Origin of the sequence: Chryseobacterium oleae (genome assembly GCF_900115055.1) — a bacterium.
In the GTDB taxonomy this organism is placed as follows: domain Bacteria; phylum Bacteroidota; class Bacteroidia; order Flavobacteriales; family Weeksellaceae; genus Chryseobacterium; species Chryseobacterium oleae.
This window is the reverse complement of the sequence record NZ_FOVD01000009.1, coordinates 154,082-167,356: the sequence shown is the minus strand read 5'-3', so window position 1 is coordinate 167,356 and position 13,275 is coordinate 154,082. Positions and strand designations below refer to the sequence as shown.

The 13,275-nt window shown below is 38.4% G+C and carries 9 protein-coding genes; 4 read left to right on the top strand and 5 right to left on the bottom strand.

Annotated features, from left to right (window positions below):
• Position 1: 1 nt before the first annotated feature.
• Together BM143_RS21650 and BM143_RS21645 are read left to right on the top strand one after the other, a co-directional pair.
• Positions 2 to 1,084, top strand: a complete 1,083-nt coding sequence (locus tag BM143_RS21650) for an FUSC family protein (RefSeq protein WP_090027239.1) — start codon at positions 2 to 4, stop codon at positions 1,082 to 1,084.
• Between the two features lie 2 nt (positions 1,085 to 1,086).
• Positions 1,087 to 1,971, top strand: a complete 885-nt coding sequence (locus BM143_RS21645) for a hypothetical protein (protein ID WP_090027237.1) — start codon at positions 1,087 to 1,089, stop codon at positions 1,969 to 1,971.
• 28 nt (positions 1,972 to 1,999) lie between these two features.
• On the opposite strand, the gene BM143_RS21640 is transcribed toward BM143_RS21645, so the two are convergent.
• Together BM143_RS21640 and BM143_RS21635 are read right to left on the bottom strand one after the other, a co-directional pair.
• Positions 2,000 to 2,719 (bottom strand): hypothetical protein, encoded by a 720-nt coding sequence (locus tag BM143_RS21640; protein WP_090027235.1) that lies wholly within the window; start codon positions 2,717 to 2,719, stop codon positions 2,000 to 2,002.
• A 283-nt stretch (positions 2,720 to 3,002) separates the two neighbouring features.
• Positions 3,003 to 6,716: a metallophosphoesterase gene (locus BM143_RS21635; RefSeq protein ID WP_090027233.1), complete on the bottom strand. Its 3,714-nt coding sequence runs from the start codon at positions 6,714 to 6,716 to the stop codon at positions 3,003 to 3,005.
• A 26-nt stretch (positions 6,717 to 6,742) separates the two neighbouring features.
• On the opposite strand from BM143_RS21635, the gene BM143_RS21630 reads away from it, so the two are divergent.
• Complete coding sequence (locus BM143_RS21630) at positions 6,743 to 7,930, top strand: Pycsar system effector family protein (RefSeq protein WP_090027231.1); 1,188 nt, start codon at positions 6,743 to 6,745, stop codon at positions 7,928 to 7,930.
• 17 nt (positions 7,931 to 7,947) lie between these two features.
• Positions 7,948 to 8,871, top strand: coding sequence for a bestrophin family protein (locus BM143_RS21625; protein ID WP_090027229.1), 924 nt, complete (start codon positions 7,948 to 7,950; stop codon positions 8,869 to 8,871).
• Between the two features lie 72 nt (positions 8,872 to 8,943).
• Here BM143_RS21625 and BM143_RS21620 read toward each other — a convergent pair whose 3' ends face one another.
• From BM143_RS21620 to BM143_RS21610, 3 genes are all read right to left on the bottom strand, one after another.
• Positions 8,944 to 11,199, bottom strand: coding sequence for a GAF domain-containing protein (locus BM143_RS21620; protein ID WP_228430925.1), 2,256 nt, complete (start codon positions 11,197 to 11,199; stop codon positions 8,944 to 8,946).
• A gap of 193 nt (positions 11,200 to 11,392) precedes the next feature.
• Positions 11,393 to 11,644, bottom strand: coding sequence for a hypothetical protein (locus BM143_RS21615; protein WP_090027225.1), 252 nt, complete (start codon positions 11,642 to 11,644; stop codon positions 11,393 to 11,395).
• A gap of 172 nt (positions 11,645 to 11,816) precedes the next feature.
• Positions 11,817 to 13,202 (bottom strand): NADH-quinone oxidoreductase subunit N, encoded by a 1,386-nt coding sequence (locus tag BM143_RS21610; protein ID WP_090027223.1) that lies wholly within the window; start codon positions 13,200 to 13,202, stop codon positions 11,817 to 11,819.
• Positions 13,203 to 13,275 lie beyond the last annotated feature (73 nt).

Here is a 13,275-nt window from a genome sequence, read left to right as displayed (position 1 = left end):
TATGAAGGTACAACGTCCCGTACACCATAGGTTTCAGTATTTGCTGGAATTCAAAAAAACAGAAAGAAAATGGCATTTTCCGTTCCTTGCAGCGCTTTGTATTGGAAGTTGCCTGTTCATTGGATATTTTTTAGGAAAACCCAATTATGGAAGTTTGTCCAGTTTGGGAGCTCTGACGATTTTATATTTCACTTCGGCGCCTATCACTCAGCGAATGGTGCATCTGGCGGTCTGTGCATTCGGGATGGTTTTCTCCTTTACCATCAGTCTGTTTTTTAGCTTTAATGCTTATGCGGCAGGTCTGTCATTAGGAATTGTATCTTTTCTTGCCCATTTTATTACGTCATATTTTAAAGTTCCTCCACCCGGAAATTTTTTCTTTATTATGCTGGCGGCCATGGCAAGCACCTACCAGTTTGATCTTGAAATGATTCCTACACGGGTTGGGCTTGTAGCTATGGGAGCGATTTTATCCTGTACGTTGGCATTCCTGTACTCTGTTTTTATCGAAAAAGGAGATATCTTATCGATACCGAGAAGACGAAAATTTAATAAAAGAAGATATACTAAATTTGTAGAAAGCAGCATTATCGGCTTCTTTATGATGGTAACGCTGATTGTGGGACATCTTCTGAAATTTGAAAACACGTATTGGATCTCTATCGCTGCAGTAGCCATTATTCAGGGCAGGAATTTTGAACATGTCCGTCAAAGGAATATGCACAGGATCCTGGGAACCTTTATTGGAATAGGTTTTGCATGGCTCATTCTGCTGTTTGATCCTGCAAAAATAGAAATGATTATCATTATTACGATCCTGCAGTTTATTATCGAATTGCTTATTGTAAGAAACTACGGTTTTGCCGTGATATTTATAACCCCATTAACGATCCTTCTGACGGAAACAGGTAGCCTTGTTCATCATCATGTAGAAAATCTGATGCATGCGAGACTTCTGGATACCATTATCGGAAGTTTAATCGGGCTGGCTGCTGGTTTTTTTCTTCACCATCAGCAGATTATTAATAACTTAGAGAAAAATATACGGTACTCGTATTTTCAGTTTAAAAAATTAAAAAAATAGCTATGTTGCGTATTCTTACCCTATCCGCTTTTTTACTGTGGAGCTGTAATCCAAAAGCTCAGGATACCCCTAAAACTGATGAATTAACAGTGGAATTTACTTTGCCTAAAAAACTGAAAGAAGTGTCTGGGATGGTTCTGTCCCAGGATAAAAATACCATTTGGGCTATAGAAGACCAAGGAAATAAAAATGTAGTCTATGGTTTGGACAAACAGGGCAAACTGGTAACAGATGTTCTGGTAGAAAATGCTGAAAACAACGACTGGGAAGATATTACAAAAGACGCTCAGGGAAATATCTACCTCGGCGATTTTGGAAATAATGAGAACGACAGACAGAATCTGGCTATTTTAAAACTGGATCTAAAAGATTCGACCCAAAAAGTATCGAATACCGTTCAGACCACAAAATTTCATTACGAAGGACAGACTGAATTTCCTCCCAAGAAATCAAACCTGATGTATGACTGCGAGGCTTTCGTGGAAATGAACGGAAACTTCTATCTTTTTACCAAGAACAGAAGCAAAGGTTTTGACGGGACTTTCCTGGTCTTCCAGGTTCCTAATAAAGAAGGGGATTTTGAAGCTAAATTAATAGGAAAATTAAAGCTTGACGGGAAGTACAGTGATGCTGCCATTACTTCAGCGGCTTTGAACAGTACGCAGGATAAAATCATTCTGCTTACCCATAAAAATATCCATGTCCTTTCAGGATTTACAGCAGACAATTTCAATACTTCCAAGATTGAAAAAATATCTTTAAATCACAATTCACAGAAAGAAGCAGTTCTTTTCCTTGATGATAAAACTCTTCTGATTGCGGATGAAAAGGATAAAGATACCGGTGGAAATGTGTATAGATTTGAATTTAACCCTCAAGCCAAATAACGGCAAAAGGGTTAAGCCCAAAAATATCTTATGGAGTAAGATAAGAAATGTGAATATTCCCGGCAGATAATCTGAAACTTTGGGTATATACACAACGTACTCTGAAGGTATCATCCTTATTAAAATACGTAATAGACGACAGGTTGTGATTCACAGCCAGGGTGCGCTCGCCGTGTCCTGTAGAGATGGACGCCAGCGTTTCCGTTGCCGGAGAAACTTTCTGGATAGAAGATTTTGCGGTTCCTGCGGTGTATCCGTTGCCGTTTAAACTCAGGTCGTATGTAATATACGGAACGATGTTGTAAAATCCAGGCTTTACCACTGTAAATACCCCTGTTGTAGAGTTGTACTTCAGGTAGGTGTTATCTACTTTATTGCTCACATTATAAACATAGCTTTTGGCATAGCTGTCATGTGTGCTGATAGGGTTACTGCCCGTTCCCGTATAACTTCCGGTACTTGGATTGGTATCAGTCTTATTCCCGACGAATACTACTTTTAAAAAGTTTTGAGATTCAATAGTGCTCCAGGTGGGTGCAGTTCCGGCTCCGTTTGACATTAAAACTTCACCGCGGTTTCCCGAGTTTCCTCTCGTTTTTGCATTTCCTCCTACATTAAAGTCTTTGACCACCTGAAGGCTTCCGTTGACGTGTAAGGTACTTTGTGGTGTTGGGGTTTCTATACCCACTTGTGCATGTGCGTTTAAGGACATGACAAGTAATGCCATGTATAATAGCGTTTTTTTCATCCAATAGTTTGTTTTTGTTGAAATAATTTAAAACAAATATAGATTCTTTTTAAAACATTGAATTTTTAAAAGATGTACAAACATATTGGGCTATGGATGTGGTTGTTTAAAGCCGTAGAATATATGAATTGGCTTTCATGATCGTATTTGCTTTATTTGTAATGATTTACAAATGAAAATGGGGGAATTTTAAATTTAAATTAAATTAGAGTTAATGCATAAAATAAACCGTTCTGGGTTCTGAAACGCAGAATTTGGAATAAAAAATGGAAAGCAGATCAGTTTAAAAGGTCATCCCTACACCTGCAGAAATTCTGCCTCCATCCGAACCGTGAAAATAATTCAGTCTCGCGGAAAACATGTCTACAACGCTCATCCAGAAACCGGCTCCTACAGACTGATGCCACTTCGTAGAATCTTCATTGTCATTCCATACACGGCCGATATCATATCCGATAAGAACGCCCATATTGGCAGGAATAATATTGTTTCTTACCCTTCCGAAATCCCAACGGATCTCAGAGTTGTTGGTGAAATAGGATTTTCCTGAGAATCTGTCATTTCTGAAAGCTCTCATTCCATTGTTTCCACCGATGCTTGCGGCCTGATAGAATTCAAAATTGTTATTGCTGATCCACATTGCATTACTGGAGTTGGCAAAAACAAAATTTCCTCTTTTGTCAAGTCTGTGATCAAGCGTCAATGTTCCGTTCAGAGTGAAGAAATTCTTTTCCGTATGGGCAAGATTTGTTCTCCAGTCTGCATTTATTAAGAATTCCAATCCTAAAGTAGGGAAGGCCGTATTATCTAAATTTTTGAAACTGAATGTATAATTGGCTCCTGCAAACTGCTGGCTTTTGAAAACCTCAGGTCTTACGTCCGGAGACTGGTCTACAAAACGGTTTCCTTTCTGCTGAACCTTATTATCCTCAAACGTTAGTTGGAACTGATGCTGAAGGTTCATCCAGCTCTTTTTTGAGATAGACGGAGCAAAATTGAACTTGGAAATTCTCGCTCTATTATACTCTCTTTCTGTATTTTCTTTGTCGTATTTACTTTCGTTAGACAGCCCGAAGAAGTTTTCGGAAAATCTAGGTGTCGTATAAGCTGCATCCAGATTGAAATCCCAGCCCGATATGGCTTTTTTGAAGATTCCTTTATAGGCAACGTTGAATCCTCCGGTTGCCGTATAAAAATTAGCTCTCAGACTATGTTTTTGAGTATAAGGAGCGCGGATGAAATTATTCACGGTATAATTAGCCAGAACCCCTATGATTACTCCATCATCCGGGTTGTAATCTAAATTCGGGTAACCGGCAAAGAAATTATATTTCGGATGCTTGTAGTTGTAGGTATTGATATCGTAATCGTCAGAAATATTTTTCGTCCCGGAACCGTTGTACGTATTTTTCTGGGATTTAAAATCATAAATTTTTACACTTTTTCCGTCAGCGATATTGTATACATCATGGTTATAGCCACCAACAAGTCTGATATTCATCTTGGGTCTTCCATCTCCTGAAACATCATAAATGTCATCATCTTCAAGACCGTAGATCCAAAGTTCCTTCGTTTTAGAATCATCGTAAGTTTTCTCAAAAACCAATTCAGGATTTTCTTTGTTCTTGTCTAATTTATATTGCTTTACCGTAACGGAATGACCGTTTTTTGTAATAACAAACTGATCAGGATTTACTGTTCCTGCCAGAGAAACTTTTTTCTGCAACACGTCATAATACTGAGCTGCATAATCCTGAAGCTTTGTTTTTCTTACTTTTAATTTTCTTTGAATATCAGCAATGGTTTCATCCTTTACTTCTTTCGGAAGATTGGTGAAGGCATCGTCGATATCAGCATCCGTAAGATGTTCCTGAATATATTTCGCCTGTGCGGTCCATTCCTCCTGGGTGGCTCCTTTTAAGAAGAGAATATCCATGGGATACGGTTCCATATTCATCCACTTCACATTTTTGATTTCTTCTTTAAAAGTCTTCATGTGGCGGATCGCCGGAACATTCATAATAATTTTAAAAGCAGCACCATCATATTTACTGAAAGCCTGATCTCTGTCTTTAGGAATAGGTTTGTAAATCACTTTGTCTCCGTCCTGGTATTCCGCCCATTTCCACTGGTCTGAATGTCTGTCCCAGTCACCGATCAGCATATCAAAAATCCTTGCTCTGATATACGATTCACGGTCTACAGAATATTTATAATTTTTAGTGAAATTTTTCAGAACATCATCTGTAGAAACAATGTCCTTGGCATTATCCAGTGAAGCGAGTGTTTTAGGATCAGAAGAAAAACGTTCTTCGATCATATACATTTCATCCCCGTAATTTTCATTGTATTCTCCTAAAGCATATTGCTTCGGAATATAATATAATTTGGGATTGCTGTGGAAAATATTCAGTTTATCCGCCATATTTCCCACTGAAAAAGGCGTAAACGGATGATTGGTCGTATAAAAATCAAGCAGGAACTTTTCAGGAAATGTATTATTCAGTTCATTTCCGAACGTACTCTTTTTGAAAGCCATATTGTTCAGGAAACGGACAGCGCTCTTTTTTACGCCGCGCATTACAAATTCCTGTCCGTCTGCAGCTTTTAGTCTTAAGCTGTTCGACTGGTTTCCGCCACCTTCTCTGAAAGGGGTAAATCCTCCGTTCAATGAAGCGAGATCTCCGGTAGGAGCATCCACAGGGATTCCGTAATATTTTCTGTAATGTTCTCCCCAGAGCCAACGGTAAATGCCTCCTTTTTGGGTAAGTTTTACAGGATAAACGCTGGATTTAACTGTTCCCGGAAATGATTTCGGATAATTGTTGACAAATGCATCCGGTTTTGAGATCACCGAAATATGCGTAAGCTTTTTCAGATGGTTGTCTTTTGTAGAGAAATATTCTACATCTGTGCTTTGGTCTTTTCTGATATTAAGAACGGCAAAACCGCTGCCTCCGTAAGAAAAATCAGTTTTTTCAGCGATCGTGGAAGGATCTGTTTTAGAACCGGCGCCACTTACGATCTGTCTGATGTTTCTTTCTTCATGATACTGCAGGTTGTGATCATGCCCGGAAACGAAAATAATGTTTTCTTTATCCTGAACGATACTTTTCAACCGGTTGGCCAGATCTGCATAATGCTGATTGTTGATATCCTCAAGACTTGCTCCTGAAGAACTTCTCAAAACATTGATCACACTTGCAACCACCGGAACCGGAATCTTGCTTTTCAAAGGATAAAGATGTGATTTTGCAGAATTGAATCCTGCATGTGTACCACTGCTGATCACCGGGTGATGAAGGGCTACAATGATTTTTTTATCCTGGTTTTTAGTCACAAGATCTTTAAATTCTGTGAAGAAATCTTCGCGGGTTTTGATCGTACAGTTTTTATTGACACCCGGATACTGATCCCAGTTGACCAATGCCCATTCGGTGTCTATAACGATAAGTTTAATGTCTTTTGATAAGTTGATATCATCGATACCACAAGAGTTTTTTGGAAGGAACGCTTTTTTATCATTGAAATAGGCCTTCACCAGATCTTCCTGAGCTTTTAAACCGTCCAGACCACTGTTCCAGTCATGATTTCCGGGAATCACGAGTGTTTTCCCCTTGAAATTTTTGGTGATGGCAAGCTGGTTTTCCAGTTTCTGTTTGGCCAGTGCATAGTCTTTATCAGATTCCTTCGGCAGTCCGTTGGGATAAATATTGTCACCAAGAAAGATCAGCATAGAGTTGCTGTCTGCCGAATCCAGTTTATTTTTAAGTAAATTTAAAGTGTTCTGTGCCTGAGTTTCATCTGAGTTTCCGGCATCTCCGATCAGGAAAACCTTAAAATCATTTTCGGATTTTATATCAGAATTTTTAACTTCAAATAAGTTTTTACCCTTTTTTACGTTATATGTTGCGCAGGAATAGAGAACTCCTGCAGACAATACTGCTCTAAAGGCAATAGAAGTATTTTTTAAATGAGTTTTAAAGGATAAATTCATAAATTTACATTAACAAAAATTCAGGAATGAGCATTTTACACAAAGCTAAAGATTATGTCGAAATCTTATTCAAAGATAAGTTATCTTCTGTATACTTTTACCATAATTTTATTCACACGACTTATACCGTCAATAAGGCTGAGGAGATCATGCGAAATACGCCTGTATCCAAAGAAGACCAGGAAAAGGTTCTGCTGGCACTGTGGTTCCACGATACCGGCTATGTAGACTGCGCCCAGAACCATGAGGAAAATGGGGTGACTATTCTTACCGATTTTCTGAAGCAGGAAAACTATCCTGAAACCTATATTGAAGATGTTTCTAAGCTGATTCTGGCGACAAAGATCACTTACGAGCCACAGAATTTGTTGGAAAAGATCGTTAAAGATGCAGACTGCAGCCACTTTGCAAGTCATGATTACAATGATATCTCCGATGCACTGAGAAAAGAATGGGAACTTACCAACGTAAGATGTTTCTCCAATGAAGAATGGAATGCCGGAAATCTTGATATGCTGAAAAACAGGCATCATTATTACACAGACTATGCAAAGGAAAACTGGGACCCTCTGAAAAAGAAGAATATCAAAAAGATAGAAAAGAAGCTGGAAAAAGAAGAGGATAAAAAAGAGGACAAAGACAAAAAAGAAATCTCAGACAATAAAAAAGAACCTAAGGAAGCGAAATCTGACCGTAGTGTAGACACGCTGTTCAGAGTAACTTTAAATAACCATACAAGACTGAGTGATATTGCAGACAGCAAAGCGAATATTCTTCTTTCCGTTAATGCCATCATTATTTCAGTCTGTCTTTCTGTACTGGTTCCAAAACTGGATACCCCGAAGAATGCACACCTGATCATTCCAAGTTTTGTGCTGTTGCTTTCAAGTGTTTTGACGATCATATTTGCGATCTTATCTACAAAACCGAATGTAACGAAAACCAATTTTACAGCTCAGGACATCACAGACCGGAAAGTGAATCTTCTCTTCTTCGGAAACTTTCACCAAATGGTATTCAACGACTATCACAACGCGATGAAAGACCTGATCAAGGATAGAGATTATATTTATGATTCTATGGTAAAGGACCTTTATTTCCTTGGAAAAGTTCTTGACAGAAAATACAAGCTTTTATCGGTTACGTATAAGATATTTATGGCCGGAATTATTATTTCCGTGCTTTCTTTCGCTTATGCGTTTCTTAGCCTTTAACTAAAAAAAGAATACAGATGATTGTCAGACAGCGTACCAATTGGCTGAAAATGTTGTTTATATGGAGAGGTTCCGTGTTGAAGAAAATAATTGTTCAGCTCAGTATTATTTTGCTGTTTTCGCTTTCTGTGTATTATTTGAAAGGAAAAGTTTTTGACTATAAAGTTCATCTTAATCCTACCATTTTTACCCTGCTTGGCCTTGCTTTGGCCATTTTCATGGGTTTCTGTAATTCTGCAAGCTACGACCGTTTCTGGGAAGGGCGCAAACTCTGGGGTTCATTGGTAATAGAAACCAGATCATTTACACGACAGATTCTTTCACTGGTGAATGATCCTTCGGTTGGTGCCAAAGAGGAAAAAGAAAAGATCATCAAATTAATATCCGCATTCTGCTGGTCTCTGAATTATCAGTTAAGGGAAAAATCAGGGACGGAACATCTGACAAGACTTCTTTCTCCCGAACAGGTAGAACAGCTGAAAGACAAAAAGTTTATTCCAAGCATTATTCTCGGGTTTATTGCAGACTGGCTGAATGCGCAGCAAAGGAAAGGAAATATAGACACAATCGTCATGACTTCCATGGATCATCAGCTGAATCAGTTTTCCAATATTTCCGGAGGTTGTGAGAGAATTTTCAATACGCCGCTGCCTTTTGCTTACAGCGTGTTGCTTCACCGTACGGTGTATCTGTACTGTTTCTGGCTGCCTTTCGGGTTGGTAGATTCATTGGGTTGGATGATGCCGCTGATCGTTCTGCTGATCAGTTATACCTTTATTGCTTTGGATGCCATTATCCAGGAGATTGGGGAACCGTTTGGAGAAGAAGAAAATGATCTTGCCCTGAACAGTATGTGCAGAACGATTGAATATTCTATTTTCGAACAAGCTGGAATACCGCAGGGTGAGCTTAAAAAGCCGGATTCTTATTTTATAGACTGATGATTTAAGTAGGGAAGATGGAGGTTTGAAGAGGGAAGTTCTGGAGGTTGAAAAACAAATTTAAGCCGATTTTTATTCAATGCTTACTGATGAATTATTCAGAGAAATCCTTAACGCTAATAATCCTGTAATTCCCTGAAGATCTTCTACTTTCAGAAACTCTACGTCATTCTGAAGAATTCCTTTTTTCTGAAGTTTGTTGATGTATTCCAGATATTCTTTCTGGTTCTCCATCCCGAAATACACGATGGTAATTTTTCCCGGGCAGGTAATTCTTTCCGATGAATCTTTTACATGAGCTTTGTCCAGACGTTTTTTTACAATTTCGTAATAAGAGTTGTAAGCACCGTCTACATCAAAACGCTTTTCATCCATTCTGAAACGGATGTCTATTTTTTCATTATAAACAAAAATAAGTGACGCGATATCCAGCTGGATCGGAAGATCTCTCTTAAAGTTGTGGAATTCACGTTCCATATTACAGATGGTCTTCAGCTGCCAGTATCTTAATTTATGGACTTCTTTTGAGGTATAAGCGAGATCCGGTGCAATATTATGTCCGATGTAAAGATTATGCTCCACACCGTCAGATTTAAACCTTTCAAAATAATGAGGAAAAATCAGCTGAGCCTTGACCTGACCTTCATCCAGCATGTCGGCAAGCTTTCTGTTGACCAATGTAATCGAGTCATCCAGGCTTTTTCTATTGGCGTAAAACAGATCGGTTTGGGTGAAAATCTGCAGAAAATAATCTTTGATCTTATTCTTAATTTCGGCAGCTGTTTTCAGTTCCAGTTTTGCCTGAAGATAAGGATGAACCTCTTCTCTCAGGAACCTTTGAAAACGCTGTTCCGTATCAGCTTTGATCTCATTGTTCAGTTCATTCTCAAAAATGTCCAGTGCCAGAAGATATTTCTCCGAATCAGAATTGATCATCGTGAAAATATCATGAAGGCTTTCCAGTTGCTGGTTGAGGTCTTCCAGCATCAGATTGAAACGCTTTTCGGAAGAAGAACGGATGTCAGAAAACCCAAATAAAGGTGTCAGGTTTTTAAAAGAAATCTGCTTCAGCGTATACATTTTCTTCCCAAGCGAAGCATTGAAATATTTCTCCGCCTCATTCCTGAATTTCCATACCACACTGTCGTGGATGGATGTATATTCTCGCTGGATAATCGCTTCTATCTGGTAGTTTTTCTCAAAGCTGAACCTGTTCAGGGAGAACAGAATCATATCGGTAAAAAACTCCATTTTCTTCAGCTTTAATCCGTTAAAACTATTGGCTTGAGGAGAAGTGAATTCCATGATGGCCAACAATTCATTGTCCTTCATGATCGGAATCACCATAAAGCTGTTGATATTGTTATCCCTTAAAATACTGAAAGAGGGAAGTGATTTGATTTCGTCATCCAGATTACTGACATTCGAAATGACAATCGGTTTGGAGTTGTGGTTTAAATTCGTGAATGTACTCTTTCGGGTTTCTTCGTCAAATGCATTGATCCAGAAATCCAGCACATGATGAGTAAATACATTTTCGTAGATCGGGAGTCTGCCCAGTTTCTGGTCTTTTTTGTCGAACAGCATTAATCCGAAATTAAGTTCCGGAACATCAAAATAAGACTTGAAAATTTCAACCAGATTTTCATCCGGGCTCAGATCTTCGGGATCAATTTCTATCATGCTCGATTTAAGATCAGACAACGCGACTTCCGAAGTACAGTCTACCAGGGAAATAATAGTGAACCCCTTTAAAACCCATGATTTTGAAGGGAAATATTTTTTCCACAGCTTGAAATCATCCAGGTTTTCCAAAAGCATATCCAGTACATCATCCGTTGGAATCTTTGCTTCCTCGGTAGGATAAACCACAGTAAAATCTGAATTGACCGTGATCTTATAATGCTTCATGATTCCCAATCTGTTCGGAATATCATAATAAAGCGGCATCGTGCTTTTTATATCTCTTTTAAAATAGCTCTGAAGGATAAGACAACAACAGAACACATAAAATTCATCGTCACCAATATTCCTAAGCTCTATTTCAAAATCCTTTCCGGCATCTCTCAGAATATCTTTGAATCTTTCGGTGTAATTGAACGTCGTTTTGGAAAGCGGAATACTGGCTGCCTTGATTTCATTATGGGTAAGACCGGTAGGAAACAGGTCTGCAAGCAGCAGTGTGATGAGGTCTTCATGTTTTTCGAGAAGGGCTTCATCCAGAAATCCATCTCTCAGCTCAGGAAATTTTCTTGTCCTTTCAATTAAGGATTCTGCATAGCTGACCCGGTACTCCAAACGGTCGTTGTAGCGTATATGTTCAAGCACATCCAAATATTTTTCGAATGATATAAGAACCTGAAATGGAGCGTCTTTTTTGTAAAGATTGGCCAAGAGCTGAAATTTAAAGTAAAGTTATGAAAAAAACGCAACTTCCAAATGGGCTTCGGATTGGCGAAAATGATCTTTTGGAACTGCTTTGCTTATTTTTCTTAAACAATATGCAGAAATAAATAAAGCATTATCTGTTACCGCTTTTCTTTTTGAAAAATTCTGCAGTTTTACGATAAAGATTAGGATAGAATTCTGCAGTTCCAATCTTTAATTCCCGGGTTACCGGAAAGAGAAATTTCATTAAAGGAACAGAAAATATGAGCGCAAATGGGAGAACGAACATTCTGTAATTCGCAGTGTCATTTTGGTCTTTATTGATGAAAAATACAAGGGCTGCGATGAGCAAAGCAGTAAGTAGAGTGATAAAGATTTTTTTCATGGTGATTAATAGGTACTCAAATTTAAGTGTTTTCAGGGAGATTTAAAATAAAAATTCGGCATTTCATAATCATGTTATGTTGATGAAAGTTTATTTCTAGATTCTCTCCATGATCTTTCAGAAAAAAAGCACAACTGAAAAGTTGTGCTTTGTATATTTTTATAGGGGAATTTTATAATCCGAACTGTCTTGCGAACAGGTCAGGGAAAACACCCAACATAATAATAGATGCAATTATAAATACCGCTACGATATTGTAAGTAAGGGTTACTTTCTCTGAAGATTTGAATGTAGAATCTTTGAAGAAGAACATTGAAATGATCAGTCTTAAATAATAAGCAATAGATACTGCAGAACCCAGTACAGCTACCAGCACCAAGAAAAGACCATGCTTAGAATTCATCGCCTGGGAGAATAAAGCAAATTTTCCCATAAATCCGGCTGTAAGTGGAACTCCTGCCATTGAAAGCATAGAAATAGCCGCTACTGTAGCCAATAGAGGTTCTGATTTTGCCAATCCTTTGAAGGCTCCAAAAGATGTTTCTCTTTTTAATTTTTCCACATAAATCAGACACATGAAAACGCCTACGGTTGATAATGAGTAAGCGAATAAATAGAATGCCAGGTTGTAGGTAGAAAGGCTTGTCATTCCGAAGAATACCAATCCGATATATCCTGCATGCGATACGGAAGAGTAGGCCAGCATTCTTTTGGCGTTGGTTTGGGCAAGACCCATAACGTTCGCTAACAGTAATGTAATGATCAGGAATACTCCAAAGATATTAATCCAATGTTCCGTAACTCCTCCAAATCCAATAGTCATTAATCTGAATAAAGCAAAGAATCCTGAGATCTTTACCACACTCGCCATAAATGCCGTGATCAGTGAAGGCGAACCTGCATATACGTCCGGGCTCCACATGTGGAAAGGAGCTAATGCTACCTTGAATGCCAAAGCACAAAGAATAAGCAGAACACCTAAGATAAACATAACGTCCTGCGGATTTTTAACTCCGAAATCCTGTATTTTATACAAGTCAAAGCTTCCGGTACTTCCGTAGATAAATGCAATCCCGAACAGTAAGAAACCTGTTGCGAACGCACCCATTAAGAAATATTTGATCGAAGCTTCGTTTGATCTTAAATCAGTTTTGTTGGCACCGGCCATTACATATAACGGGATGGAAAGAATTTCTACTCCCAGGAAAAGAGTAACCAAATTCTGGAATCCGAAAAGGACGATCCCTCCGCATAATGCAAAAAGCATCAGTGCATATAGTTCTGACTGGTGGCTTCTGTGATTGCTGAACGCAAAACCTCCCAGGAAGAATAACAATAAGGTTGTTACAATAGAAATTTTGGTGAATAACGCAGTATTTGCAGTGTACTCATACATATGCCTGTACTTTTCGAAGAAAGCACATTCAGGTAAGAAGCTTACATATAATGCGATGATCAATCCTAAAATCCCAATGTATCTTGCGAATTTTCCTTGTTCAAAAACTCCCGAAAATAACGCAATAACTGCCGTTAGGAAAACAATAATTAAAACACTCATAATATAGATTTGAGATGTGAGACATGAGAGCTGAGACACAATTTCTGATTCCTCATTTCCTAATCTCTTAATT

What these genes read in the sequence shown, in the direction of transcription:
- BM143_RS21640 (WP_090027235.1), bottom strand. Translation starts at nt 2,719, where the DNA reads ATGAAAAAAACGCTATTATACATGGCATTACTTGTCATGTCCTTAAAC.
- BM143_RS21645 (WP_090027237.1), top strand. Translation starts at nt 1,087, where the DNA reads ATGTTGCGTATTCTTACCCTATCCGCTTTTTTACTGTGGAGCTGTAAT.
- BM143_RS21635 (WP_090027233.1), bottom strand. Translation starts at nt 6,716, where the DNA reads ATGAATTTATCCTTTAAAACTCATTTAAAAAATACTTCTATTGCCTTT.
- BM143_RS21650 (WP_090027239.1), top strand. Translation starts at nt 2, where the DNA reads ATGAAGGTACAACGTCCCGTACACCATAGGTTTCAGTATTTGCTGGAA.
- BM143_RS21615 (WP_090027225.1), bottom strand. Translation starts at nt 11,644, where the DNA reads ATGAAAAAAATCTTTATCACTCTACTTACTGCTTTGCTCATCGCAGCC.
- BM143_RS21630 (WP_090027231.1), top strand. Translation starts at nt 6,743, where the DNA reads ATGAGCATTTTACACAAAGCTAAAGATTATGTCGAAATCTTATTCAAA.
- BM143_RS21610 (WP_090027223.1), bottom strand. Translation starts at nt 13,202, where the DNA reads ATGAGTGTTTTAATTATTGTTTTCCTAACGGCAGTTATTGCGTTATTT.
- BM143_RS21625 (WP_090027229.1), top strand. Translation starts at nt 7,948, where the DNA reads ATGATTGTCAGACAGCGTACCAATTGGCTGAAAATGTTGTTTATATGG.